We start from the raw sequence: 23,542 nt of genomic DNA on the forward strand, positions 1-23,542 counted from the left end.
GTGATCCATCTCATTTTCTCTCCGGCGACTCAGAACGAATGCCGTATGCCGATGTCCGTGCCCTTCCAGGCTGCGTTGGCAACGCCCGTTACGCCTCCGCCGCTCACGCTGGCGCCGCCAGAATTGCCGATGCGTGAGAAGGTGGTGTAGACGGCGGTGCGTTTGGAGAGGTTGTACACATAGCCAATGGCAAGCAGCTGCGCCTTGCGTTCGACGGCTGCGTTGTCGTGGATTTGTGAGTAAGACACCGGGATGTAGCCAGAGCCCACGGTGAACTGCGCACCCACCAGGAAGCCCGAGGAGCGGTTAGGGGTGGCGACGTTGTCCTTGCGGTCCTGGAAGACTTGCACCATGGGCTTGACGGGGCCGAAGGCATAGGAAGCGCCCGCGTTGGTGGTGGTGACATCGCCAGAGGCCAGTGAGGTGCGCCCGTGCGCCAGAGCCACATGCAGGTTGGCATCGGCGTACCCGATACGCAGGCCTGCGTAGTTGCCGTCTTTGCGGGTGCCGTTGGGGGCGTTGGAGGGGTTTTCGCCCATGGCATACATCAGCTGGCCGTAAAGCCCGTTGCCCTGGGGCAAAAAGTAGCCTACCGAGTTGGATGCACGCAAAGCAGTTTGTACGGTCGAGACTTTCGACAGGTTGCTCTGGATGATGTTGGCGGCGGAACCCGCGCCCGCCGTACCGAAGGGGTCGAAGGCGGTGAGGTTCCAGTAGGTGGGAGTGAAATCGCGGCCAATACGCAGCTCGCCCAGGGTTTTGCTGGTCAGGCTCACGGTGGAGCGGCGGTTGAAGGTGATGCCCGATCCCGCTGCCGCCGTCTGGTTGTTGGTGGAGGTGAGGCCGCCTGCACCGGTGTCGATGTTCAGCGCCATGTCCAGCACAAAGCTGGCAGACAGTCCGCCGCCCAGGTCTTCGGTTCCGCGAAAGCCCAGGCGGCTGATCTGGTTGCCGCCGTTGCCGTTGACCCGGTTGACCGACGCGCCGCCCTGGCTGGCGTGCTGGTAGTTGGCGTCGATGACCCCAAAGACGGTGACGGAGGATTGCGCGAAGGCTGGCAGGACCAGTGTGCTGGCGATAGCTGCGAGCAAGGTTTGGGTTTTCATGGTGTCGTCTCCTTGGTTTGCGTTGGTGGTGATGCAGGGGCGTGTTCGGAGCGGCGAACACAACCCAGCGAAGCGCTCCTGGCCAGGCGTTCCATGGCAGGCAGTACGCGAGGTACGGCGAGACGGAACGACGGTGCCAGGGGGGGTGTCAGTCGCTCTTACTCGGGCTTGTAGCCCGCACTGCGCAACAGCTCGGTGCCTTGTTCCACTTCGCGTGCGATGTATTGGCGGAACTGCTCGGGGGTTTCATTCACCGGATCAATGCCCAGGGCGGTGAATGCGCCGGATTTCGCCAGCTCGTCTACAGCCGCGTTGGCGGCTTTGTTGAGTGCTGCAACGAGGTGGGGTGGCGTGCCCTTGGGGGCCCACAGGCCGTACCACGACACGTAAGAGAACTGGGGCAAGCCGCTCTCGCTCATCGTTGGCACTTGCGGCATCAAGGGGCTGCGCTTTTTGGAGGTGATGGCAATCGGCTTGACGTTGCCGGACTTGGCCAGTTGCAGCAGAGACACCATGGAGTCGAGCAGCATCTGCACCTGGTTGCCTGCCACGTCCACCAGCGCGGGCTGCGTGCCCTTGTAGGGCACGTAGGTGAAGCTCACCTTGCCTTCTTTGGCCAGCAGCAGGGTCGCCAGGTGGCTGGGGGCTCCAAGAGCGGGCAGCGCGGCGGTCCATTCCTCGGGCTTGGCGCCGGCGGCTTTCAGCACCTCAGACAGCTTCTGTTCCGGCTGTCTGGGGCTGATGACCAGCATCAACGGGGCCTCGCCCACGCGCGCCACGGGTGTGAAATCGGTCTGGGGGTCATAGGGCGGGTTTTTCATCACCTGCCGCGTGTGTACCTGTGTTGCCGCTGAAAACAGCAGGGTGTAGCCATCCGCCGGTGCGCTTTGCACGAACCGGCCGCCCAGTGTGCCGCTGGCACCAGCCTTGTTTTCCACAATGACAGAGGCGCCCAGCTGCTTGCGCATTTGCTCTGCCAGAAGGCGTGCTGCACTGTCTACCCCACCGCCTGCCGCAAATGGCACAACGATGCGAATCGTGCGGTCTGCGGCAGGAAATGCTGCAGGAGCGGTCTGTGCCATGAGGGCAGGGCATGCACACACGGCAGCGATGGCGCTGAGGCCCCGGAACCATTGGCGTTTGTTCATTTTGTCTCCTTGGGTTTTGTCGTATGTCGTCTTGAAGTCAACTCAGTGGGGTTGCGCAGACATTGCCTGCCGCCCGTGTTTTCTGACCAGAATGTCCAGCGTGTCTGACAGTGCTTGCGCATCCACTCCCCGCGTGATGAAGACAAGCCGCGTTCGGGTGTCCTGCGAGGGCCAGCGGGGCAGTCTTTCGGGAGGGGTAAACAGGTGCTGCACGCCGTGGATGAGCAAGGGGTGTTCCGGGTCGTCCGTGGTGTGAATCAACCCTTTGACGCGTAACAAGTCTGCGCCGCGCGATGCCACCACCATGTCCAGCCAATGGGCAAATGGCGCCAGGGGCAAAGGCGTGTCGCGGGTGATGACAAACGATGTGATGCCCTTGGCGTGCTGTGCAGGGGCTGCTTCGGCCTGCGGTGTGGCTGCCAGTGGGCGATACCCCGCCACGCTTTCCTCCACTGGCGCTCGGTGTGCCTGTTGTTGCATCAGCGCGAGCAATGCCATGACAGGGTCTTGCGGCGAGGTGACGATGGCGGCATCGGGGTTGATACGACGCAGCTCCACCATCAGTGCGGCCTGGCCAGCGCTGTCTTGGCTGGCGGCTGGCAGATCGGTCTTGGTGAGCACCAGCGCATCAGCCACTGCGGCCTGGCGTCTTGATTCGGGGTACTCGGCCAGCGTCTGCGTGCCCAGCACACTGTCGATGGTGCAGGCAACGCCTTGCAGCGCAAACAGGCGGGAGACGACGGGGTCTCCCATCAACACCCTGAGGATGGGCGTGGGGTCTGCCAGCCCGCTGGTCTCGATTAGCACCCTTTGCAGCTGGGAGCCCATGTGCTGCGCAAGGTCGCTCAGCGCTGCCACCAGGTCGCCGCGCACCTCACAGCACAGGCAGCCGTTGGCCAGCAGTACGGTGTTTTCGGTGGTGTGCGTGATGAGATCGTGGTCGATGCCGATGGCACCAAACTCGTTGACGATGACGACGGTGCCGTCCAGCCCTGGCTGGCGCAGCAGCCGGTTGAGCAGGGTGGTTTTGCCACTGCCCAGAAAGCCGGTCAGCACCGTGACGGGAACCTTGGCACCAGACTGAGGGCCGATGGTCGCCGCCTGATCCGCCAGCAGGAGTGAGGAGAAATGCCCAGCCATTGCTAGCCCTCTGCCTGAGAACCGTGCAGGCTCGCAAAAGAGCGCAGTGAGCGCTCCAGCCGCGACAAGATCCAGTCTGCGCCGTCCTGCTCGACGGCCCTCTGGTTCAGCCGCTGCAGCAGCAGTCGCACGGGCTCAGGCTGCGATGTGGCGGGACCCCAGGCGGTGAAAAACGCCATGACCGCCGCGTGGCCCGAACGCAGGCCTGCGTCTTGAAGATAGTCGAAGATGTCCAGCTCGAAGTCTTCCAGCCGCAGGCTGATGCCCCCCACGCCGCAACCGCAGGTGCCACCCAGGGCGACGTGGCGCATCGCCAGATCGCTCCAGAGGTGCAAAAGTGCCTCTGTGCGCTGTGCGATGCAGTCGCGTTCTTCGGTCACGATCACTGGCCGGCCCACGCGGCAGAAGTGCTGGCCGCTGCAGGAAGGCTGGCGCGCAGCCGCTGGGTGGCTTCCCGGTCGGCCTGGCCTTGCGCATTGAGCACCACGCGGTAGACCTCTTTGGCAACCTCCTCGCTTACGTAGCCTTCGCGCACATCCTCTGCCACCTTGTCGATGTCCCGGTCCAGCGGATTGCCAAAGCCGCCGCCGCCGCCCGACAGCATCTTGTACGCGTCGCCCCGCTCCAGGCGCACGTTGAAGATCTTGGCGTTGGCATGGTCGGTCTTCCATTCGCCCTTGTGGCGCACGGCCAGGCCGTTGCCCATCGCATCTCCGCCGCCTTCCAGGCCCCAGGGCTTGCAGTGCACGCGGTCGATGCGGGTGGTGACGGTGAATGGCGACAGCGCCTGCACCACCATCTCTGCACCCAGTCCGCCGCGGTACTGCCCTGCGCCTGCGGAGTCCTTGCGAATCTCGTACTTCTCCACCAGCACGGGGTATTTGGCTTCAAGTTGCTCGGTGGGGCTGTTGTGCGTGTCCCCATCGTTGATGCAGACCGTGACCGATACGCCGTCTTCCTTGCTCTTGGCACCCCAACCGCCGCCCAGCGGGCCAATGCCCACGATGAACAACCGGCCGTCTTCGGGCGAGATGCCGTGGATGTTGGGAAACACCAGATCGGCATGGTGCCCGGCGATGGAGCGGTCTGGAATGGCGGGGGCCAGGGCCTTGAAGATGGTGTCGATCACCGTCATCGGGAAGGTCATCCACACCCGCATGGGGTAGGGCCGCTCTGCGCTGATGACGGTGCCCATGGGCATCACCACCTTCAGGGGGCGGAAGCTGCCATCGTTGACGGGGTAGTCGGTGGGCGTGGTCAGGCACTTGTAGGCCACCTGGGCGCATGCGATGCCCGTGGTGAAACCCGAGTTGTAGAAGCCGCGCACCTGCTTGGACACGTCCGACAGATCCACCGTCATCTCATCGCCCTGCACCGTCACCTTCACCCGGATCGGGATGCGCTTGCCGATCTCCAGCCCGTCGTCGTCCATGAACGACTCGGCCTCGTACACACCATCCGGAATCGATAGCGTGTTCTTGCGGGCCACCGCTTCGGACGAATCCATGATCTGCCGAATCGAGCCATTGACGGCATCGGCTCCATAGCGCTGCAGCAGCTCCACATAGCGGCGCTCGCCCGTGGTGATGGCGGTGATCTGTGCGCGCAGGTCGCCCAGCGCCCGCTCGGGCAGGCGCACGTTCATGGCGATGATGTCGATCAGGTCCTGGTTGACCACGCCCTCACGCTGGTACTTGACGATGGGGATCTGGATACCTTCGCTGAAGATGTCGGTGGTGACATTGCCCAGTGTGCCGCCCACGTCCAGCCAGTGCGCCATGCAGCAGGTAAAGCCCTCGAGCTTGCCCTCGTGGAATACCGGCATGGTGAAGGTGAAGTGGTTCAGGTGGCTGCCGGTGGTGTAGGCATCGTTGGTCACCAGAATGTCGCCGGGCAAGATGTTCTCGTAGCCAAAGTGGCGGATCTTGGCCTTGACGGTTTCCGACATGCCACGAATGAACATGGGCAAACCCAGGCCGATGGAGACGGTGTCGCCTTCCTTGGTGAACAGCCCCACGGTGAAGTCCAGTGCCTCGTAGATGATGAGGTTGTAGGCCGTGCGGGTCAGGTTGGTTTTCATCTCCTCCGTCACGGCATACAGGCCGTTGCGGATGATCTCTACGGTGACGGGGTCGATCACGGGCCCGGCAGAGGTGGGCGTTGCGTTGTGTGTGGTGAAGGTGCTCATGAGCGGTCGCTCCCGATGGCGATTTGCAGATTGCCCAGTTCATCCACGCGCAACTCGTCGCCCGGCTGAACCACGGTGGTAGAGGCATGTTCCTCAATCAGTGCAGGGCCTGGAATCAGGTTGCCTGCACGCAGCAGACCCCGCTTGTAAACCGGCGTGTCTGCCCAGCCCACCGAGCGGAAGTACACCGGCTTGGTGGCACGCAATGCGTTGGCTTCGGGCTTTGCGCTGCCTGCTTCTACCTGGTGCTTGGGCGGCTTTTTCATGGTGCCCAGCACCGTCACGCGCAGGCTGACCAGATCGGCAGGCTCCTTGGGCGCCGATGTGCCGTAGCGCACCTTGTGCAGTTCATCAAACTGTTGCTTGATGGCCGAGCGGTCCCGGCTTGCGAAGAAGGACAGCGGCAGATCCACGGTCACGGCGTGTTCCTGGCCCACATAGCGCATGTCGGCTGCGCGCTCAATCACCACACCGTCGGCCTTCACGCCCGATTGCTCCAGCGCGGCGCGGCCTTCGTCTTCCATCTTTTTGTAGGCTTCTTCAATCTCGTCGAACGACACATCGTTGAGCTTGCGGAAGACGGAGCGCACGTAGTCGTAGCGCAGGTCAGAAAACAGCATGCCGTAGGCCGAGAAGTAGCCCGGCGCATACGGAATCAGCACCTTGCGGATGCCGATTTCGCGGGCAATGGCCGACGCATGCAGCGGGCCTGCGCCGCCGTACACCACCATGGTGAAGCTGCCTGCATCCAGCCCGCGTTCGGTGGTCACCGCCTTCACGGCGTGGGACATCTGCGTGACCGCAATGCGCAGGATGCCGTCGGCCGCCTCGGTGGGCTCCAGCCCCAGCGGGGTGGCAATGCGCTCGGCCATCTGACGCTGGCAGCCCGCCAGGTCGAGCTTGAGCTCGCCGCCCAGGAAGTTGTCGGCATCCAGCCGCCCTAGCACCAGGTTGGCATCCGTCACCGTGGGCTCCTGGCCACCGCGGCCATAGGCCACCGGGCCGGGAATGGAGCCTGCACTTTGCGGCCCCACGCGCAGCGCGTTGCCGGTTTCCACGCGGGCGATGGAGCCGCCGCCGGTGCCAACCTCGTGGATGTCCATCATCGGAATCTGGATGGGCAGTGCGCGCTCGTAGCCGCCGATGAGTGCAGAGCCGGTGGTGAGCGGGCGGCCTTCGCTGATCACGCCTGCCTTGGCGGTGGTGCCGCCCATGTCAAACGCAATGGCGTCGCCCATGCCCAGCTGTGCGCAGATCGCTTGCGCGCCGATTACGCCCGCTGCGGGGCCGGACTCCAGCATGCGCACACAGCCTACCCGGGCATGCTCGATGGGGAACAGACCGCCCGTGGACTGCACCACGTAGAAGTCCCCCTCGAAACCCTTGGCGGAGAGATGCGTTTCCAACTGGCCCAGGTACTGCGACACGCGTGGACCCACGTAGGCATTGGCCACGACGGTGGAGACCCGCTCGAATTCGCGGTATTCCTGGCTCAGCTCGTGCGACGCGGAGACAAAGGCGTGCGGGAGTTCTTCCTGCAAAATGGCCTTCACCCGCTGCTCGTGCGTCGGGTTGCGGTACGAGTGCAGCAGCAGCACGGCCACGGCTTCAATGCCCTGGCCTTTGAGTTCCTTGGCCAGCTCGCGCACGGCGTCTTCGTCCAGCGGCTTGTGCAGGCTGCCGTCGGCGCGCAGGCGCTCGGCCACCTCAAAGCGCAGCGACCGCTTCACCAGCGGCTGGTGCTTGTTGAAGAACAGGTTGTAGGCATCGGGCCGGTTCACGCGCCCGATTTCATAGATGTCGCGAAAGCCTTCGGTGATCAGCAGCGCAGTGTTGGCACCGTTGCGCTCCAGCAGCGTGTTGATGGCGATGGTGGAGCCGTGCAGGAACAGGTTGCCGTCGCGCAGGTCAATGTCTGCGCTGTCCAGCGTGGACTGGATGCCGTTGACCAGGGCACCGTGGGTGGACAGGGCTTTACCAAACAGCAACTGGCCGGTGTTCTCGTCGAACGCAGCCATGTCGGTGAAAGTGCCGCCGATGTCTACGGCAATGCGCAGGTTGCGGGTGGTGGATGTGTGGGAGGGGGTTGTCATACGCTGTGCCCGTGTGTCAGGCATCGGTGCCGATGCGGTTGCGCAAGATGCCCAGTCCGGTGATCTCCACTTCCACCGTGTCGCCATGTTTCATGTAGCGGGGTGGCTCCCGGCGATCGCCCACGCCCCCTGGCGTGCCGGTGGCAATCACGTCACCTGGCGACAGGGGGGTGAAGCGCGAGATGTACTCCACCACGGTCGGAATGTCGAAGATCAGGTCGCCCAGGCTGGCGTGCTGCATCACTTCGCCATTGAGTCGGGTTTCCAGCGTGAGCTGGGTCACATCCGGAACTTCATCGCGCGTTACCAAGTAGGGGCCGAAGGGCCCTGTGCCTGGAAAGTTCTTGCCCGGTGTGAACTGGTGTGTGTGGCGCTGCCAGTCGCGCACGCTGATGTCGTTGAAGCAGGCATACCCGGCAATGTGATCGAACGCATTGGCCTTCGAGATATGGCGGCCGCCCTTGCCGATGACGAAGGCCAACTCACCTTCCCAGTCAAAACGCTCCGAGAAGGCGGGGCGCAGCACTTCCTGGCCGTGGGCGGCCAGCGAATCGTTGAAGCGCAGAAACAAGGAGGGGTATTCGCTGTCTGCGCGCTTGGTCTCGGCCACATGGGTCTTGTAGTTCAGGCCCACGCAGATGATCTTGCCCGGCTGGGGAATGACGGGGACGGCCACGGTGTCGGCAACAGCTACCGTGCGCTGGCCCGCAGCAGTTTCGGCAGCGAGCGCGGGCAGCGCCTGGGCGGCCAGTACCGATTGCAGATCCGGGTACTTGCGCAGGAAGTCGTCAGACGGCAGCAGGTAGTTGGCTCCCTGGACGACCCCGTAAAGGGTGCGGCCCGCGTGTTGGAAGGTGGCAAGTTTCAAGGCAGTGTCCTCACAATGAAAAATGGATCGCTCCCTGCCGGTTTGGGGTGGCGGGCAGCGGTAGGGACACACTGTAGAAATGCCCTGCCTATGTGCATAGATACAATTCGCAGGTTTCAGAGTTGCCTTTTTTGAGATAACTGGGGCACGTTATCCCTCACCTGTTCCAAGGACGCTGCGATGAACATTGAAAGCGTGCGGCTGTTTCTGGAAGTGGCCGACAGCGGCAGCATGAGCAAGGTGGCAGCCCGCCGCCAGACCGTGCAGTCCCACATCAGCCGCCAGATCAGCGACTTTGAGCGGCAGCACGGCGGCGCGTTGTTTGTGCGCACGGGGCGCGGTGTATCGCTGACCGAGGCGGGAGCGCGTGCCTTGCCCCGGCTGCGGCGCTGGCTGCAGGAGACCGAGGCGCTGTCCGACAGCCTGCGTGCCGAGGCCAGCACACTGGGCGGTGAGGTGCGGCTGGGCATCATCCCTTCTGCGGCGCACGAGCTGATGACCTGCGTGTTTCAGCGCCTGCGGGAGCACCACCCCGGCATCCGGCTTAATGTGGTGGAGGCGCAGGGCACCGAACTCAACGCCATGCTGGACAGCAGCGCGGTGGACATGGCGATCGTCTTCCGCTTTCAGACCCCGCGCGGCAGCGACGAGAAAGTGCTGGCCGTGGCGCACACCTATCTGGTCTCGGCTCCGGGGGATGCGATCACTGCGCAATCCAGCGTCCGTTTCAGCCAGCTCCAGGGCTTGCCTCTGGCGCTCCCCCGCCGCCCCAGCCCGTGGCGCAATGCCCTGGACGACACCGCCCGCAGCCAGGGCTTTGTGCTGGATGCGGCCATCGAGGCCGATTCACTGATCCTCCAGAAAGAACTGGTGGCTTCCACCCCGGGGCTTTACACAGTGCTGGGCCCTTACGCCATTGCGCAAGAACTCCGCGATGGCCGCCTGCAGGCCAGCCGCTTGCTGGAACCCGATCTGTCCCGCTTGGTCACGCTGGCTTTCCCCCGCCAGGGAAAGATGTCTGCAGCATCGCGGTGTGTCGCTTCCATGATTGCAGACTGGTCCTGCCCGCATACGCCGCACCACCAGCCCTTTGCGATGCGGCTGCAGTTGTGAGTGTGTGAGTTAGTGGTGCGTGTTTGGTGTGAATTTGCTATTGATTTAATAGCTGCTTGCGCTCTATTGATAAGCGCTAGATGCCATTTTGTTGTTGTTTTTTTGATTTGGATGGCTCAAGGAGTCAACCTGTCTTGCAGCCGCGCATGGGCTGCTGCGGCCTCCGTCCTTAACGCCTGCACCAGCGGCGTCACCTCCGGTAGTCCGGGGCGGTGCAGTGGCAGCAGCGCGCTCACGCTGAACGGCACCGAAAACCCCAGCCTGCGCACCACCAGCCCCGGCCCGGCCATGGCCAGGGCGGTGAGGGGGTTGACGATGGCCAGCCCCAGACCTTGCTGCACCATGGCGCACACGGCGACGGCGCTGTGGGTTTGCAGGTGGAGCTGCCGGGCGACTCCGGCTTCGGCAAAGCGCGTGTCGATCTGGCGGCGGTAGGGGTCGTCGGCAGACAGGCTCACAAAGGGTTGCCCTGCAAAGTCTTGCACCTGCAGCACGGCCTGCGCTGCCAGGGGGTGCGCGGCGGGCAGCACGGCCACTTCGTCCAGCGTGAGCAGGGGCACGGCCTGCACGCCGGGGGGCGTGGTGGTGTGCTCGCTCAGGCCCAGGTCAAAGCGCTGGGCGGTCATCCATTCTTCGAGCAGCGGGGATTCCTGCGGCGTGACGGACACCCGCAGCGGGGCCTTCGTGTGGGTTTGCGCCTGCTGCAGGCGGGCGAGGGCACCGGGCAGCAGGGCGTGGGCCAGGGCGGGCAGGCACAGCACCGACAGTTGCGCCTCGTGCGATTGCCCCAGGGCCACGGCGCGCTCCACCACGCGCTCCAGCCCCTGCCAGGACCGCTGCACCTCGTCCCACAGCGCCAGCGCCCGGGCGTTGGGGCGCAGGCGGCCTTGCAGCCGCTCAAACAGCGGGTAGCCCAGCAGTTGCTCCAGCCGGGCCAGCTCGCGGCTCACGGTGGGCTGCGAGCTGTACAGCAGGGCGGCGGCGCTGGTCACGCTGCCCGCCGTCATCACGGCGCGGAACACCTCAATGTGGCGGTGGGCGATGAGGTCCGCCTGGGCGGCGTGTGGGGAGTGCGCGGAGGGCGTAGATAGCGGGGATGGCATGGTGAAAGCATATCCATTTTGAATGGCTGCTGGAATATTTGGTATTGGACTGAATGCGGTAGGCCGGGCATGATCCACCGATCGACCGCAGCCCTTGGGCTGCCGTTCTTCAGTTACCCGCACTCATTGATCGGAGCCCTTGCATGTCCAACCCCTTCACTCCCGCCCAGCTGTGGTCTCTGGCCGACCAGTTCGGCACGCCCCTGTGGGTGTACAACGCGGCCACCATCCGCGAGCGCATTGCCCAGGTGTCCAACTTCGATACGGTGCGCTTTGCGCAGAAGGCCTGCTCCAACATTCACATCCTCAAGCTCATGCGTGAGCAGGGCGTGAAGGTGGATGCGGTGTCGCGCGGCGAAATCATGCGGGCGCTGGCGGCGGGCTACCAGGCGGGTGGAGAACCTTCCGAGATCGTCTTTACCGCCGACTTGTTCGATGCCGCCACGCTCGACTGCGTGGTGGAGCACGGCGTGCCTGTCAACGCAGGCTCCATCGACATGCTGCGCCAGTTGGGGCCGCGCTCCAAAGGCCATGCGGTGTGGCTGCGCATCAACCCCGGCTTTGGCCACGGCCACAGCAACAAGACGAACACGGGCGGGGAGCACAGCAAGCACGGTATCTGGCACACCGATTTGCCACTGGCGCTGCAAACCATCCGCGAGCAAGGCCTGAAGCTGGTGGGCCTGCACATGCACATTGGCTCGGGTGTGGACTACGGCCATCTGGCCGAGGTGTGCGGTGCCATGGTGGAACTGGTGCGCACCACCCACGCGGCAGGGCATGACCTGCATGCCATCTCGGCCGGTGGCGGCTTGTCCATTCCTTACCGCGCGGGCGATGCGGTGATCGACACCCAGCATTACTTCGGGCTGTGGAACGCCGCCCGCCAGCAGGCTGAGGCCGTGGTGGGCCACCAGCTGGGGCTGGAGCTGGAGCCAGGCCGCTTCCTGGTGGCCGAATCGGGTGTGCTGCTGGGCGAGGTGCGCGCCACCAAGGACGTGGGCAGCAACCACTTTGTGCTGCTGGACACCGGTTTCAACGAACTCATGCGCCCGTCCATGTACGGCAGCTTCCACGCCATGAGCGTGCTGCGCCGCGATGGCAGCCAAGGCAGCAGCCGCCCCACCGTGGTGGCCGGACCGCTGTGCGAGTCGGGCGACGTGTTCACCCAGGGCGACGGCGGCGTGGTGCTGCCGCGCGAACTGCCTGCCGCGCAGGTGGGTGATCTGCTGGTGATTCACGACACCGGCGCGTATGGGGCGAGCATGTCCTCCAACTACAACACCCGGCCGCTGATTGCCGAAGTGCTGGTGGACGGTGGCCAGGCCCGCCTGATCCGCCGCCGCCAGACGGTGGAGGAGCTGCTGGCGCTGGAGCTGGGGCTGTAACGGAACGGGGTGGATAGGCCTATCAAATAGGCCCATCAAAAGCAAAAAGGGGCCTCGGCCCCTTTTTTTCCCTTTTTGCTTGTGGCATTGCCGGTGGTTCAAACCTGTTCCACTGCCGGGCCGCGCCCCATCAGCCGTGCCACCGCCTCGGCGGGGCCCATGTGGCCATCCAGCAGGGCCACGACGGCCTGGGTGATGGGCATGTCCACCCCCTGCGCCGTGGCCCGCTGCGCCACGGTGCGGGCGCAGTACACGCCTTCGGCCACATGGCCCAGCGATTCCACGGCCTGCTGCAGGGTCTTGCCCTCTGCCAGCAGCAGCCCCACACGGCGGTTGCGGGAGAGGTCGCCCGTGGCCGTGAGCACCAGGTCGCCCATGCCCGACAGGCCCATGAAGGTCTCGGCCCGCGCACCCAGCGCCACGCCCAACCGGGTCATTTCGGCCAGGCCGCGGGTGATGAGTGCGGCGCGGGCGTTAAGACCCAGTTGCAGGCCGTCGCACAGCCCGGTGGCAATGGCCAGCACGTTTTTCACAGCTCCGCCCACTTCCACGCCCACGATGTCTTCGTTGGCATAGACCCGCACGCTGGGGCTGTGGAAGGCGGCGACCAACGTATCGCGCACGGCGGCGTGCTCGCTGGCGGCGACCAGGGCCGTCGGCTGGTTGCGGGCGACTTCCAGCGCAAAGCTGGGGCCGCTGAGCACGCCGGAGATGAGCGATGGTGCCACCTGCGCGCACACCTCGTGGGCCAGCATGCCGGGGCTGGCGTTGCCCGCACTGCCCGCGCTTTCCGCCGATTCAAACCCCTTGCACAGCCAAGCCACAGGCATGTGGAGAGCGCTCAGGCTTGAGAGCATGCCGCGCAGGGCGGCCATGGGTGTGGCGATGATGACCAGATTCGCCCCCTGGCATGCCTGCGCCGGGTCTGCACTGGTGACGTGCAAGGCCGCAGGCAGGGCGATGCCGGGGAGGTAGGCGCGGTTTTCGCGCTGGTCCAGCATGTTGCGTGCCTGGCTCGCGTTGCGGGCCCACAGGGTGACCTGGTGACCGGCGGGATGCTGGGCTGCGCTCAAGGCTACTGCCGTGCCCCATGCGCCTGCGCCGAGTACTACGATTTTCATAGCTGCTACCGCTGTTGTATCAAGCTCTATCAAGCAAAAGGGGCCCGAAGGCCCCCTTGTTCGCATACGTGGCGCAACCTTGCTGCCACGCGTGCCGCTTACTGCGCAACGGCGGTGTTGGCGGCCGCAGCTTGCTGTTGCTGCTCGTACATGGCCTGGAAGTTGATTTCGGCCAGGTGCACGGGTGGGAAGCCAGCGCGGTTGATCACGTCAGCCACGTTGCCACGCAGGTAGGGGTACACGATTTGGGGGCAGGCGATGCCCATGATGGCGCCCATCTGGTCTTCGGGGATGTTGCGCACTTCAAAGATGCCCGCTTGCTTGGCTTCCACCAGGAACACGGTCTTGTCCTTGATCTTGGTCTGCACGGTGGCAGTGACCGAGACTTCGAAGATGCCATCGGCCACGGGGGCGGCTTCCACGCCCAGCTGGATGTCCACGCTGGGTTGCTCCTGTTCGAGCAGGATGGCGGGGGAGTTGGGCTGTTCGAGCGACAGATCCTTCAGGTACACGCGCTGGATCTGGAAAACGGGATTGGTGTCTTGGTCGGCCATGGTCAAAGTCTCTCTACTTGCGAAATACGCTCAAACGAGTTTGCTTGCAAAACAAAACCCGCTGGGGAACAGCTCCCGCAGCGGGCACATGGGGCTGCATTATGCAGCGCCCACAAGGCAGTCTGAAAGGGCGGTCTGCAAGGCAGCTCCAGACCGCACTTGCATCAAGCGCCTTCCAGCAGCGGCATCAGGCCGCCCCGGCCATCCAGTGCCACCAGATCATCGTGGCCCCCCACATGGGTGGAACCGATGAAGATTTGTGGCACGGTGCGTCGGCCCGTGATTTCCATCATGTGGGTGCGCGCGGCAGGGTCCATGTCCACGCGGATTTCCTCGATTTGCTCCACACCTTTGGACTTGAGGATCTGCTTGGCGCGGATGCAGTAGGGGCAGACAGCGGTGGTGTACATCTTGACGGCTTGCATGGCGAGGCTCCTTGTGTGAGAGATCAGGCTTTTTCCACGGGCAGGCTGGCTTCGCGCCACGCCTTCAGGCCGCCAGCCAGGGCTTCAGCCTTTTCATAGCCCAGCTTTTTGGCAACGGCAACGGCGCGGTTGGCTCGCGCACCGGAGGCACACACCAGCACCACAGGCACATTCTTGTTCTTCACCATGCCGGGCAGGCGTTCTTCCAGTTGGCCCAGGGGCACATTCTTGGCACCACCCACATGCCCGGCGGCAAATTCGTCGGCCTCGCACACGTCGATCACGACGGCCTTTTCGCGGTTGATGAGCTGCACGGCCTGGGCTGGGCTGAGCGAGCCAGCCCCAGCACTGCGCAGCGTGGGCCACAGCAGCATGCTCCCGGAGGCGAGGGCCAGAACGAACAGGTACCAGTTGTCGATGATGAATTTCACGAAGATTCCTTGGGTTGGCGAACAGTGCGATTCTAAAATGTAAGGTTTTGACCCGCTCTTTCTAGGGAAACCATGCACAAACTCGTTCTGATCCGCCACGGCGAATCCACCTGGAACCTTGAAAACCGCTTTACCGGCTGGACCGATGTGGACCTGACCTCCACCGGTGTGGAGCAAGCCAAGAATGCAGGCCGCCTGCTCAAGGCCGAGGGATACGAGTTTGATGTGGCCTACACCAGCGTGCTCAAGCGCGCCACCCGCACCCTGTGGCACGCGCTGGACGAAATGGACCGTACCTGGCTGCCCGTGGTGCACAGCTGGCGCCTGAACGAGCGCCACTACGGTGCCCTGCAAGGCCTGAACAAGGCCGACATGGCCAAGCAATATGGCGACGAGCAAGTGCTGGTATGGCGCCGCAGCTACGACACCCCACCACCAGCGCTGGAGCCTACCGATGCACGCAGCGAGCGCAGCGACATCCGCTACCGCCAGCTCAGCCCCGAGCAGATTCCCCTGACCGAATGCCTGAAGGACACCGTGGCCCGCGTGCTGCCATTCTGGAATGAAACCATGGCCCCGGCCATCCGCAGTGGGCAGCGTGTGGTGGTTGCCGCCCACGGCAACTCGATCCGCGCCTTGGTCAAGTACCTGGACAACATCTCTGACAGCGACATCGTGGGTCTGAATATTCCCAACGGGATTCCGCTGGTTTATGAGCTGGATGCGGATCTCAAGCCCATCCGCCACTACTATCTTGGCGATGCGGAAGCTGCGGCGAAAGCGGCGGCGGCTGTGGCCTCTCAAGGCAAAGCGTAAAGAATCGGTAAATCTGCCCGGGAAAACCCGGGCAGAGGCCGGCAAAGTGAGCGCTGGCGCGGAACTGCGCGGGGCGTGGCCCTTCCAAGGTGTATATTGAAGCGGTAAAAGGTGACGTATGGGCCAGAAACTGAAAATTGCAGGATGGGTGTCGGTAGGCGTGGTAGCGGGTGCGCTGACCACGGTGTCTTTGCAGACGGTGGCACGCGGCGCAATGACGCCTCTGCCTCTGGAAGAAATCCAGCAGCTGTCCGCCGTTTTTGGTCTGGTTAAGACTGATTACGTTGAGCCGGTGGATGACAAGAAGCTCATCACGGACGCTATCTCGGGCATGGTCTCCAGCCTCGACCCGCATTCCCAGTATTTCGACAAGAAGTCCTTCAAGGAATTCCGCGAAGGCACCACTGGCCGCTTTGTGGGAGTGGGCATCGAGATCACCCAGGAAGACGGCCTCATCAAGGTGGTGTCGCCCATTGAGGGATCTCCCGCCTTCCGCGCCGGGCTCAAAACCAACGACCTGATCACCAAGATTGACGACACCGCCGTCAAAGGTCTGTCGCTGAGCGACTCCGTCAAGCGCATGCGCGGTGAGCCCAATACCAAGGTCACCCTCACCATCTTCCGCAAGGACGAAAACCGCTCTTTCCCCGTCACCATCGTGCGCGAGGAGATCAAGACCCAGTCCGTCAAGGGCAAGGTGATGGAGCCCGGATACGCCTGGATTCGTCTGTCCCAGTTCCAGGAGCGCACGGTCGATGACTTCGTGCGCAAGGTGGAAGACGTGTACAAGCAGGAGCCCAACCTGAAAGGGCTGGTGCTGGACCTGCGCAATGACCCCGGTGGCCTGCTCGATGCAGCAGTGGCCATTTCAGCAGCGTTCCTGCCGGAAAACGTCACGGTGGTGAGCACCAATGGCCAGCTGGCCGAGAGCAAGGCCACCTACAAAGCTTCGCCCGAGTTCTATCAGCGCCGCAGCGGAAGCGATCCGCTGCGCAAGCTGCCTGCAGCCCTCAAGACCGTGCCTCTCGTCGTACTGGTGAACGAAGGCTCCGCCTCGGCCAGCGAAATCGTGGCCGGTGCGCTGCAGGACCACAAGCGCGCCACCATCATGGGCAGCCAGACCTTTGGCAAGGGCTCGGTGCAAACCGTGCGGCCGCTGGGCCCCGACACCGGCATCAAGCTGACCACGGCCCGCTACTACACCCCCAGCGGCAAGTCGATTCAGGCCAAGGGCATTGTTCCCGACGTGATGATTGATGAGTCGGAGGAGGGCAATCTGTTTGCCGCCCTGCGCATGCGCGAAGCCGATCTTGACAAGCACCTGGGCAGTGGCCAGGGCGAAGAAGAGAAGGATGCGGCCCGCGAGAAGGCGCGTGAGGAAGCGCGCAAGCGCCTGGAAGAAGAGGCCAAGAAGCCTGCTTCCGAGCGCAAGCTGCCCGAGTTTGGTACGGACAAGGACTTCCAGCTGGTACAGGCGCTGAACAAGCTCAAGGGCCGCCCCGTGCTGGTGAGCAAGACTCAGACCGAGCGCCAGGAAGAAAAGAAGGAAAACTGATCTCACCACCCACCGGGATGGTGACACGGTAAGACCTGGAACAAGGCTGGGCTCCCTGCGGGGAGCCCAGCCTTTTTGAGCGATTCACACAACCCCCCTGACGTTGTCGTCACGTCTTGTCGTACTGTTGGCCCTGCCTGCGACGGAACAACGGGCCAGGGCCGCTTTGCCGGGTTGTGTGAGGCGCTCTTCATGTGTGAAGTGATGCAACGATGACGGATGAACAGCTGCTGCGCTACTCGCGCCATATCCTGCTGGATGAGGTAGGCATTGAAGGCCAGGAGCGTGTGCTGGCTGGGCATGCCCTGGTGATAGGGGCAGGAGGACTGGGCTCGCCTGTGGCGCTGTATCTGGGCTCGGCTGGTGTGGGTCGTATCACCCTGGTGGACCACGATGTGGTGGACCTGACCAACTTGCAGCGACAAATTGCTCACACTACCGACCGGGTGGGCCTGCCCAAAGTGGAGTCCACTGCACAGGCGGTGCATGCCATCAACCCGGATGTGGTGGTGACGACCTTGCAGCAGCGTGCCGATGAGGCACTGCTGGACGAATGGGTGCCCCAGGCCACGGTGGTGCTGGACTGCAGCGACAACTATCGCACCCGCCACGCTGTCAACGCTGCATGCGTACGCCACCGCAAACCTCTGGTTGCGGGGGCCGTCATTCGTTTTGACGGGCAGATCATGGTGTTTGATCCGCGACAGGCTACCTCACCCTGCTACGCCTGCCTGTTTGCGCCACAGGCCGAGTTTGAAGAAGTCCTGTGCTCCACCATGGGCGTCTTTGCTCCTTTGGTGGGGGTGATCGGCGCCATGCAGGCGACAGAGGCATTGAAGCTGCTGTCAGGTGCTGCGCCAGCCATGGTGGGCCGCATGCTGATGCTGGACGGCAGAAGCATGGAGTGGAGCGCCATGAACCTGTCCCGCGATGCGGCCTGCAGCGTGTGTGGGGAGCACGCCACGTAGGAAATTTCCTACCGGTAGAGCAAAGTACGGCTGGCAAAATTGTAAAAAAAATGCTCTTAAAGTCATGGCACGGCCGTCCATGTCTGCACTGGCCGAACCATTGGATCCAGCTGTGAAACTCCGCACCTATATCGTTGAAGACAACGCGACCATCAGAGAAAACCTCATTGGCACTTTGGAGGAGCTTGCGTCTGTCGAAGCGGTAGGCTTTGCGGAAACGGAAGAGGAAGGAAAGACCTGGCTGCAGGAACGTGGCAGCCAATGGGATCTGGCCATCGTCGATCTCTTCCTGAGGCAGGGCAGCGGGCTGGGCATTCTGGCTGCGTGCCGTGAACGCAAGCCCCATCAGAAGATCGTGGTGCTCAGCAACTATGCAACGCCTGACATCCGCACGCGGTGCCAGCAACTGGGTGTGGATGCCGTGTTCGACAAGTCGAACGAAATTGACGCGCTGGTGGAGTACTGCATGGAGCGAAGAGGCTCTTGAGCAGCAGGGCCTTTGCTGTGCCCGTTGGATCGTTGCAGCCCGGCCCTCTGCCGGGCTTTTTTCTATGGAGCGCGGAATGGAGAAACAAGGCCGACAAGCCTTGCGGCGTCGCTGTATTCGCAGCGATCTGCGGCTTTGGCAAACCGTTCAAGCGGGCCGTAGCCCGCGTGCCGGGTGCTCAGTCGATGAGCTGGTTCTTGAGGGCGTAGTACGTCAGGTCACTGTTCGAAGACAGTCCCATCTTTTCCATGAGGCGGGTGCGGTAGGTGCTTACCGTCTTCACACTCAGGGAGAGGTCCCGCGCAATGTCGCCCGCGGTCTCACCCTTGGCCAGCTTGAGGAACACCTGAAACTCCCGTTCAGACAGTTGCTCGTGCGGGGGGGCGTCATCCTTGCGGTTGAGCTGCTGGGCCAGCAGGTCTGCCACGGTGGGGGTGAGGTAACGCTTGCCCAGCGCAATGACGCGGATCGCCTCAACGATTTCAGTGGGCTCGCACTCCTTGTTCAGGTAGCCACTCGCGCCCTGGCGAATCAGGTTGATAGCGTAGTGCTCTTCGGGGTAGCCACTGAGGATGAGGATGCCCATGTCGGGCGCCTTGGCGCGCAGCATGGCCAGGGCGTCCAGACCGCTTTGGCCGGGCATCGAGAGGTCCATCAGCAGCACATCGATTTCCTGGTTGCGAACCAGGTCAATGGCCTCACGGCCATTGGACGCTTCACCCACCACACGCAGGTCCACATGCTCCGAGAGGAACTGGCGCAGGCCGGTACGAACGATGGAGTGGTCATCCACAATGCCAATTTTGATCATCAGGCTTTCTTTCAAGAAGGCGTGCAGGCCGCCTCCGGTAAGAGGTTGAAAAAACGGCGCTTGTGTGCTGCTTTGTTTGTGGAATGCAACACCCAGACCCAGAAACTTTATCCTGAATCACCGCTATGACAATGCAAGCCACCTTCCGTCGCTGGTTACCAAAGGTACGCCGCATGGCCTTGAGCCTGCCCATGGCCTTGCTGGCGGCCATGGTGCTCGTGGGCATCAACGAGACCGGCCACATGCGTTCGCAAGAGGCGCTGCAGCAGATGAGCCAGTGGCAGACCACGCGCAGCGTGGTCAACCGCCTGCTGCAAAGCATGCTGGATGCAGAGACCGGCCAGCGCGGATATCTGCTCACTGGCAACGAGACCTACCTGGAGCCCTACGACAAGGCCATGGCCGCCTTGCAGAGCCATCTGGACGCATTGCGCAACCAGTTCGTGGACTCGAAAGAAGACTTGCAGGAGGTGGCCTTGCTGTCTCGCCAGGTGTCACGCAAGCTGGCCGAGATGGAGCTGAGCCTGCGGTTGCGCAGGCAGGGCAACGAGGATGCCTGGAAGTTTGTTCTGCACACCGACATGGGGCGTGAGAACATGGATGAAATCCGCAAGCACGCGCATGCACTCATCGAGCGCAGCACGCAGCGCATTCAGGCGGGGCAGGCCCAGGTGATCCATTCGCTCATGCTGTCGCGCATTGGCATTGCCACAGTCACGGCCATCGGCTTGTTTGCGTTTTTCATGTACCTGCGCCAAGCAAGGGCTCTGCAGCTGGTGAGCCAGCGTGAACAGGCCTTGCTGGAGTACGAGCGTGACCGTCTGGAGGGCCTGGTGCGTGAGCGCACGGCGACGCTGTCTGAGCTGGCCAACCACCTGCAACAGGTGCGTGAAGACGAGCGTGGGCATCTGGCCCGCGAACTGCACGATGAACTGGGCGCGCTGCTGACGGCCGCCAAGCTCGACGTGGCGCGGCTCAAGTCCAAGATCGATACCAGCGCTCCGGATGTGTCCGAACGCCTCAAGCATCTGACCGACACGCTCAACAGCGGCATTGCCCTCAAGCGCCGCATCATCGAAGACCTGCGTCCTTCTTCGCTCTCGCACCTGGGGCTCACGGCCGCGCTGGAGATTCTGACCCGCGAGTACGCGCAGCGCGCAGGCATCGAGGTGGAGACCAATCTGGAGGCGGTGGAGCTGCCCTCGTCAGTGCAGTTGACGGTGTACCGCATGGTGCAGGAGGCACTGACCAACATCGGCAAGTACGCCAAGGCCCAGAAGGTGCTGGTGTCGGTGCAGGCGCACCCCAATCACGTGGCGGTGCAGGTGCATGACGATGGCGTGGGCTTTGATCCTGCGGGTGTGAGTGTGGCGTCGCACGGCTTGGCAGGCATGCGCCATCGCGTAGAGGCCGCGGGAGGCCGTCTGACCGTGCATTCCAGCCCAGGCAAGGGCACTTTGCTCTCTGCTGCATTGCCCCTGCAGCATCACTGACCAGAAAACACATGCGGGCCGGGCTGGCCCATCATGTGCAGCCCGGGGCGTCTGCTACGTCCCTGCCGCCTTGGTGCAAGGCGGCGTCCTACAGCCGAGCATGCGAAGTGCTGACAGGCGACAGAGCCAAGCTCCCGCACCGCTGCCACGCTGGCGCACCTACAGTGGATCCCAGTGTGTTGATTCACAACTCCCTGCATACCTTGGCCGGACAGAGGCTTCGCCCATCCCCGTGTGCAGTGACTTGCGGACCCCCACGCCCAGCGCTGATGACAGGCGCTCCTCAACCGCTGGCTTTGGGTCAGCACTTTCAAGGAGATGAATATGTTGCATTACGCAGTGGTTTTTCTGGTGATTGCGCTCGTGGCGGCGCTCTTTGGCTTCGGGGGCATCGCGGCAGGTGCTGTGGGCATTGCCAAGATCCTTTTCTTCATCTTTGTGGTGATGGCCGTGGTGGCCTTTGTGGTGGGCTTGCTCAAGCGAGGGTGACCTGCACTTTCGCCTTGAACAGGTGCAACCCACCCATGACCATTTTTTCACCCCCGAACAAGGAGCTACCGATGAGCGTTGAATCCGTCACCAACAACATGAGCGAAGGCGCACGCAAGCTGGCAGACGACGTGTTGCAAAGTGCCGAGGAGGCAGTGCGCGCTACCGAAACCATGGCCGATGAGTCGCTGCACCGCGCAGAAAAGCGTGTGCAGGACCTGCGTGCCGAAGCCAGCCCTGCCATCCAGGAGTTCGCATCCCGTGCGCAAGAAATGGCTTCGCAATGCATTGACTACTGCGCCATGACGACTGACCGGGCCCGTCGCCACCTGCGGGAGGCCGGCGATGCGACCACACGTTATGTGGAGCAGCAACCTGCCAAGTCGATGGCCATTGCCGTGGCGTCTGGTGCGGCACTGGGTGCATTGGCCCTGTGGCTGACCCGTCGTGATTCGCGCAGTCACCGTGGCATGCACATGCGCTGACATCGCAAAGATTTCCCCTGGAGCTGGTAGCACATGGTGTGCTCCCGGCCTCACCGATCCAAAGGCCGTGGAGGGTGCAGAAGGTCTTTGGGCGGATGTGTGATCCACCGCACCCGCGTTCTCTTACTTCAATAAAGGAAATACCATGAAATACGCACGTGCTCTCGCTTTCGCCGCTGTGGCTGGCCTGTCGGTTCTCGGGGCCACCGGCTGCTCCGTTGCACGCGACCAGCAGACCGTTGGCTCGTATGTGGACGATGCAGGCATCACCACCGCCGTGAAGGCCAAGATGGCTGAGGACAAAACCGTGTCCGCCACCTCCATCAGCGTGGAAACCCTGAACGGCACCGTTCAACTCTCGGGCTTTGCTAAGTCGCAAGCCGAAAAGAACCAGGCCGAGAACATTGCACGCAACACCAAGCATGTGCGTGAAGTGCGCAACAGCATCGTTGTGCGCCCCTGAGGTGGCAGGTTCTGAAGCGAAAGGCTGAGACCTCGCTCTTTGTGAGCGCTCCGTCCTTCACTTCTTCCTTTCCGTCTTGCGCCCCCGGTTGGCTTGCCCACCGGGGGCGCGCTGTTTCAGCCCCTGGCTGCTCCACCAAAAAGGGATAAGCTTCGCCCCCATGCGCGTATTCAATTGCGACCACTGCGGTCATCTGGTTTTTTTTGACAGCGTGCAATGCCTGAACTGCGGCAGCACGCTGGCCTTCGTGCCAGACCAGCTGACCATGGCAGCCCTCACCCCCGCGTCGCAAGACGGGCCGGACCTGTGGCGCCGCATGGGCGAGCGCGGTGCCACCACGGGCGCTACGGGCAAGCTCTACCGCATGTGCCACAACCGCACAGCGCACGGCGCCTGCAACTTTGCGGTGCCCGCCAACGACTATTCCCCACTGTGCGTGTCCTGCCGTCAGACGCGGGTGCTGCCGGACTTGTCGGTGCCCGGCAACTTGGGCCGTTGGCAGCTGACCGAAGCGGCCAAACGCCAACTGTTCTACACCCTGGCCCGGTTGGGGCTCGAGCCCGTGTCTGGCCGACCCGCGCCGGTGTTCGAGTTTCTGGCCGAATGGCCGGGCGGCCCGCAGGTGCTGACCGGTCATCAAGGCGGCACCATCACCCTGAATGTGGCCGAGGCCGACGACGACGAGCGCGCCCGCCGCCGCATCGCGCTGGGGGAGCCCTACCGCACCCTGATTGGCCACCTGCGGCATGAGTCGGGCCATTTTTACTGGGACCAACTGGTGCAGGGCGGTGCCCGTCTGGAGGATTTCCGCAAAGTGTTCGGCGATGAGCGGACCGATTACGCCGCGGCCCTGCAGGCCCATTACGCCAAGGGCGCGGACTTGGGCCCATGGGCCGAGAAACACGTCAGCGCCTACGCCTCTGCCCACCCTTGGGAAGACTGGGCGGAGACCTGGGCCCACTACCTGCACATGGTGGACCTGCTGGAAACTGCCGCCAGCTACCAGTTGGGGGTCACGGTGCCCACACCGCTGTCCAGCCCCCAGCCTGGCCTGCGCCACACCGTGGCAGACCCATTTGGCAGCCCGGCCCCCAGCTTTGACGACATGGTGAGCCAGTGGGTGCCTGTGACCTTGCTGCTCAACAGCCTGAACCGCAGCCTGGGCCAGAGCGATGCTTACCCCTTTGCCTTGTCAGCAGGGGCCATGGTCAAACTGCGGTTTGTGCATGAGCTGGTGCAAGGGGCGCGGCAGCAGCCCGTGCCGGTAGTCTGAATATTGATGCTACTAAAAAAGTAG

24 protein-coding genes are annotated in these 23,542 nt (G+C 63.3%); 11 read left to right on the forward strand and 13 right to left on the reverse strand.

What is annotated here, in order from left to right:
- Nucleotides 1-29: 29 nt before the first annotated feature.
- The 7 genes from AACH87_RS05980 to AACH87_RS06010 form a co-directional block, all read right to left on the reverse strand.
- A complete protein-coding gene (locus AACH87_RS05980) occupies nucleotides 30-1,106 on the reverse strand; it encodes a porin (protein WP_338797857.1) in 1,077 nt (358 codons plus the stop codon).
- A 158-nt stretch (nucleotides 1,107-1,264) separates the two neighbouring features.
- Nucleotides 1,265-2,254 (reverse strand): tripartite tricarboxylate transporter substrate binding protein, encoded by a 990-nt coding sequence (locus tag AACH87_RS05985; RefSeq protein WP_338797858.1) that lies wholly within the window; start codon nucleotides 2,252-2,254, stop codon nucleotides 1,265-1,267.
- A gap of 42 nt (nucleotides 2,255-2,296) precedes the next feature.
- Nucleotides 2,297-3,394: a GTP-binding protein gene (locus AACH87_RS05990; protein WP_338797859.1), complete on the reverse strand. Its 1,098-nt coding sequence runs from the start codon at nucleotides 3,392-3,394 to the stop codon at nucleotides 2,297-2,299.
- Nucleotides 3,395-3,396: 2 nt separating this feature from the next.
- On the reverse strand, nucleotides 3,397-3,774 hold the full coding sequence (locus AACH87_RS05995; protein WP_338797860.1) for a hypothetical protein: 378 nt from the start codon (nucleotides 3,772-3,774) through the stop codon (nucleotides 3,397-3,399).
- Nucleotides 3,775-3,776: 2 nt separating this feature from the next.
- Nucleotides 3,777-5,582 (reverse strand): hydantoinase B/oxoprolinase family protein, encoded by a 1,806-nt coding sequence (locus AACH87_RS06000; RefSeq protein ID WP_338797861.1) that lies wholly within the window; start codon nucleotides 5,580-5,582, stop codon nucleotides 3,777-3,779.
- Nucleotides 5,579-7,675, reverse strand: a complete 2,097-nt coding sequence (locus tag AACH87_RS06005) for a hydantoinase/oxoprolinase family protein (protein WP_338797862.1) — start codon at nucleotides 7,673-7,675, stop codon at nucleotides 5,579-5,581. The genes AACH87_RS06000 and AACH87_RS06005 overlap by 4 nt, the downstream gene beginning before the upstream one ends.
- A gap of 16 nt (nucleotides 7,676-7,691) precedes the next feature.
- Nucleotides 7,692-8,543, reverse strand: coding sequence for a fumarylacetoacetate hydrolase family protein (locus tag AACH87_RS06010; protein ID WP_338797863.1), 852 nt, complete (start codon nucleotides 8,541-8,543; stop codon nucleotides 7,692-7,694).
- 180 nt (nucleotides 8,544-8,723) lie between these two features.
- On the opposite strand from AACH87_RS06010, the gene AACH87_RS06015 reads away from it, so the two are divergent.
- Nucleotides 8,724-9,656 (forward strand): LysR family transcriptional regulator, encoded by a 933-nt coding sequence (locus AACH87_RS06015; protein WP_338797864.1) that lies wholly within the window; start codon nucleotides 8,724-8,726, stop codon nucleotides 9,654-9,656.
- 116 nt (nucleotides 9,657-9,772) lie between these two features.
- Here the strand turns inward: AACH87_RS06015 and AACH87_RS06020 are convergent, their stop codons facing one another.
- On the reverse strand, nucleotides 9,773-10,759 hold the full coding sequence (locus AACH87_RS06020) for a LysR family transcriptional regulator (protein WP_338797865.1): 987 nt from the start codon (nucleotides 10,757-10,759) through the stop codon (nucleotides 9,773-9,775).
- Nucleotides 10,760-10,902: 143 nt separating this feature from the next.
- Between AACH87_RS06020 and lysA the strand changes: the two genes are divergently transcribed.
- Nucleotides 10,903-12,147: a diaminopimelate decarboxylase gene (gene lysA, locus AACH87_RS06025; protein WP_338797866.1), complete on the forward strand. Its 1,245-nt coding sequence runs from the start codon at nucleotides 10,903-10,905 to the stop codon at nucleotides 12,145-12,147.
- Between the two features lie 98 nt (nucleotides 12,148-12,245).
- Here lysA and AACH87_RS06030 read toward each other — a convergent pair whose 3' ends face one another.
- The 4 genes from AACH87_RS06030 to AACH87_RS06045 form a co-directional block, all read right to left on the reverse strand.
- Nucleotides 12,246-13,268 (reverse strand): NAD(P)H-dependent glycerol-3-phosphate dehydrogenase, encoded by a 1,023-nt coding sequence (locus tag AACH87_RS06030; RefSeq protein ID WP_338797867.1) that lies wholly within the window; start codon nucleotides 13,266-13,268, stop codon nucleotides 12,246-12,248.
- Between the two features lie 98 nt (nucleotides 13,269-13,366).
- Complete coding sequence (gene secB, locus AACH87_RS06035; RefSeq protein ID WP_338797868.1) at nucleotides 13,367-13,822, reverse strand: protein-export chaperone SecB; 456 nt, start codon at nucleotides 13,820-13,822, stop codon at nucleotides 13,367-13,369.
- Nucleotides 13,823-13,986: 164 nt separating this feature from the next.
- Nucleotides 13,987-14,247 (reverse strand): glutaredoxin 3, encoded by a 261-nt coding sequence (gene grxC, locus AACH87_RS06040; protein WP_338797869.1) that lies wholly within the window; start codon nucleotides 14,245-14,247, stop codon nucleotides 13,987-13,989.
- Nucleotides 14,248-14,270: 23 nt separating this feature from the next.
- Nucleotides 14,271-14,678: a rhodanese-like domain-containing protein gene (locus AACH87_RS06045; RefSeq protein ID WP_338797870.1), complete on the reverse strand. Its 408-nt coding sequence runs from the start codon at nucleotides 14,676-14,678 to the stop codon at nucleotides 14,271-14,273.
- A gap of 72 nt (nucleotides 14,679-14,750) precedes the next feature.
- On the opposite strand from AACH87_RS06045, the gene gpmA reads away from it, so the two are divergent.
- From gpmA to AACH87_RS06065, 4 genes are all read left to right on the forward strand, one after another.
- A complete protein-coding gene (gene gpmA / locus AACH87_RS06050; RefSeq protein ID WP_338797871.1) occupies nucleotides 14,751-15,494 on the forward strand; it encodes a 2,3-diphosphoglycerate-dependent phosphoglycerate mutase in 744 nt (247 codons plus the stop codon).
- A gap of 118 nt (nucleotides 15,495-15,612) precedes the next feature.
- Nucleotides 15,613-17,049 carry a S41 family peptidase gene (locus tag AACH87_RS06055; RefSeq protein WP_338797873.1) on the forward strand — a complete coding sequence of 479 codons (1,437 nt, stop codon included), beginning with the start codon at nucleotides 15,613-15,615 and terminating at the stop codon, nucleotides 17,047-17,049.
- A 212-nt stretch (nucleotides 17,050-17,261) separates the two neighbouring features.
- Nucleotides 17,262-18,017 (forward strand): HesA/MoeB/ThiF family protein, encoded by a 756-nt coding sequence (locus AACH87_RS06060; protein WP_338797875.1) that lies wholly within the window; start codon nucleotides 17,262-17,264, stop codon nucleotides 18,015-18,017.
- 112 nt (nucleotides 18,018-18,129) lie between these two features.
- Nucleotides 18,130-18,504, forward strand: coding sequence for a response regulator (locus AACH87_RS06065; RefSeq protein ID WP_338797876.1), 375 nt, complete (start codon nucleotides 18,130-18,132; stop codon nucleotides 18,502-18,504).
- A 178-nt stretch (nucleotides 18,505-18,682) separates the two neighbouring features.
- Here AACH87_RS06065 and AACH87_RS06070 read toward each other — a convergent pair whose 3' ends face one another.
- Nucleotides 18,683-19,315 carry a response regulator transcription factor gene (locus AACH87_RS06070; RefSeq protein ID WP_338797877.1) on the reverse strand — a complete coding sequence of 211 codons (633 nt, stop codon included), beginning with the start codon at nucleotides 19,313-19,315 and terminating at the stop codon, nucleotides 18,683-18,685.
- A gap of 125 nt (nucleotides 19,316-19,440) precedes the next feature.
- Here AACH87_RS06070 and AACH87_RS06075 point away from each other — a divergent pair, with 125 nt between their 5' ends.
- From AACH87_RS06075 to AACH87_RS06095, 5 genes are all read left to right on the forward strand, one after another.
- The gene (locus AACH87_RS06075; RefSeq protein WP_338797878.1) at nucleotides 19,441-20,808 is read left to right on the forward strand and encodes a CHASE3 domain-containing protein; all 1,368 of its coding nucleotides are present in this window, start codon (nucleotides 19,441-19,443) and stop codon (nucleotides 20,806-20,808) included.
- A gap of 324 nt (nucleotides 20,809-21,132) precedes the next feature.
- Nucleotides 21,133-21,297: a DUF1328 domain-containing protein gene (locus AACH87_RS06080; protein ID WP_338797879.1), complete on the forward strand. Its 165-nt coding sequence runs from the start codon at nucleotides 21,133-21,135 to the stop codon at nucleotides 21,295-21,297.
- 71 nt (nucleotides 21,298-21,368) lie between these two features.
- The gene (locus AACH87_RS06085) at nucleotides 21,369-21,782 is read left to right on the forward strand and encodes a hypothetical protein (RefSeq protein ID WP_338797880.1); all 414 of its coding nucleotides are present in this window, start codon (nucleotides 21,369-21,371) and stop codon (nucleotides 21,780-21,782) included.
- A 145-nt stretch (nucleotides 21,783-21,927) separates the two neighbouring features.
- Complete coding sequence (locus AACH87_RS06090) at nucleotides 21,928-22,245, forward strand: BON domain-containing protein (RefSeq protein WP_338797881.1); 318 nt, start codon at nucleotides 21,928-21,930, stop codon at nucleotides 22,243-22,245.
- A gap of 160 nt (nucleotides 22,246-22,405) precedes the next feature.
- Nucleotides 22,406-23,518: a putative zinc-binding peptidase gene (locus AACH87_RS06095; RefSeq protein WP_338797882.1), complete on the forward strand. Its 1,113-nt coding sequence runs from the start codon at nucleotides 22,406-22,408 to the stop codon at nucleotides 23,516-23,518.
- Nucleotides 23,519-23,542 lie beyond the last annotated feature (24 nt).

Origin of the sequence: Acidovorax sp. DW039 (assembly GCF_037101375.1) — a bacterium.
Taxonomy (GTDB): Bacteria; Pseudomonadota; Gammaproteobacteria; order Burkholderiales; family Burkholderiaceae_C; genus Acidovorax.

Excerpts from the sequence above, each read along its gene's own strand:
- AACH87_RS05985 (WP_338797858.1), bottom strand. The coding sequence starts at position 2,254 with ATGAACAAACGCCAATGGTTCCGGGGCCTCAGCGCCATCGCTGCCGTG.
- AACH87_RS05980 (WP_338797857.1), bottom strand. The coding sequence starts at position 1,106 with ATGAAAACCCAAACCTTGCTCGCAGCTATCGCCAGCACACTGGTCCTG.
- AACH87_RS06000 (WP_338797861.1), bottom strand. The coding sequence starts at position 5,582 with ATGAGCACCTTCACCACACACAACGCAACGCCCACCTCTGCCGGGCCC.
- grxC (WP_338797869.1), bottom strand. The coding sequence starts at position 14,247 with ATGCAAGCCGTCAAGATGTACACCACCGCTGTCTGCCCCTACTGCATC.
- gpmA (WP_338797871.1), top strand. The coding sequence starts at position 14,751 with ATGCACAAACTCGTTCTGATCCGCCACGGCGAATCCACCTGGAACCTT.
- AACH87_RS06085 (WP_338797880.1), top strand. The coding sequence starts at position 21,369 with ATGAGCGTTGAATCCGTCACCAACAACATGAGCGAAGGCGCACGCAAG.
- AACH87_RS06015 (WP_338797864.1), top strand. The coding sequence starts at position 8,724 with ATGAACATTGAAAGCGTGCGGCTGTTTCTGGAAGTGGCCGACAGCGGC.
- AACH87_RS06075 (WP_338797878.1), top strand. The coding sequence starts at position 19,441 with ATGACAATGCAAGCCACCTTCCGTCGCTGGTTACCAAAGGTACGCCGC.
- AACH87_RS06020 (WP_338797865.1), bottom strand. The coding sequence starts at position 10,759 with ATGCCATCCCCGCTATCTACGCCCTCCGCGCACTCCCCACACGCCGCC.
- AACH87_RS06080 (WP_338797879.1), top strand. The coding sequence starts at position 21,133 with ATGTTGCATTACGCAGTGGTTTTTCTGGTGATTGCGCTCGTGGCGGCG.
- AACH87_RS05990 (WP_338797859.1), bottom strand. The coding sequence starts at position 3,394 with ATGGCTGGGCATTTCTCCTCACTCCTGCTGGCGGATCAGGCGGCGACC.
- AACH87_RS06030 (WP_338797867.1), bottom strand. The coding sequence starts at position 13,268 with ATGAAAATCGTAGTACTCGGCGCAGGCGCATGGGGCACGGCAGTAGCC.
- AACH87_RS06090 (WP_338797881.1), top strand. The coding sequence starts at position 21,928 with ATGAAATACGCACGTGCTCTCGCTTTCGCCGCTGTGGCTGGCCTGTCG.
- AACH87_RS06055 (WP_338797873.1), top strand. The coding sequence starts at position 15,613 with ATGGGCCAGAAACTGAAAATTGCAGGATGGGTGTCGGTAGGCGTGGTA.
- secB (WP_338797868.1), bottom strand. The coding sequence starts at position 13,822 with ATGGCCGACCAAGACACCAATCCCGTTTTCCAGATCCAGCGCGTGTAC.
- AACH87_RS06070 (WP_338797877.1), bottom strand. The coding sequence starts at position 19,315 with ATGATCAAAATTGGCATTGTGGATGACCACTCCATCGTTCGTACCGGC.
- AACH87_RS06060 (WP_338797875.1), top strand. The coding sequence starts at position 17,262 with ATGACGGATGAACAGCTGCTGCGCTACTCGCGCCATATCCTGCTGGAT.
- AACH87_RS06095 (WP_338797882.1), top strand. The coding sequence starts at position 22,406 with ATGCGCGTATTCAATTGCGACCACTGCGGTCATCTGGTTTTTTTTGAC.
- lysA (WP_338797866.1), top strand. The coding sequence starts at position 10,903 with ATGTCCAACCCCTTCACTCCCGCCCAGCTGTGGTCTCTGGCCGACCAG.
- AACH87_RS06005 (WP_338797862.1), bottom strand. The coding sequence starts at position 7,675 with ATGACAACCCCCTCCCACACATCCACCACCCGCAACCTGCGCATTGCC.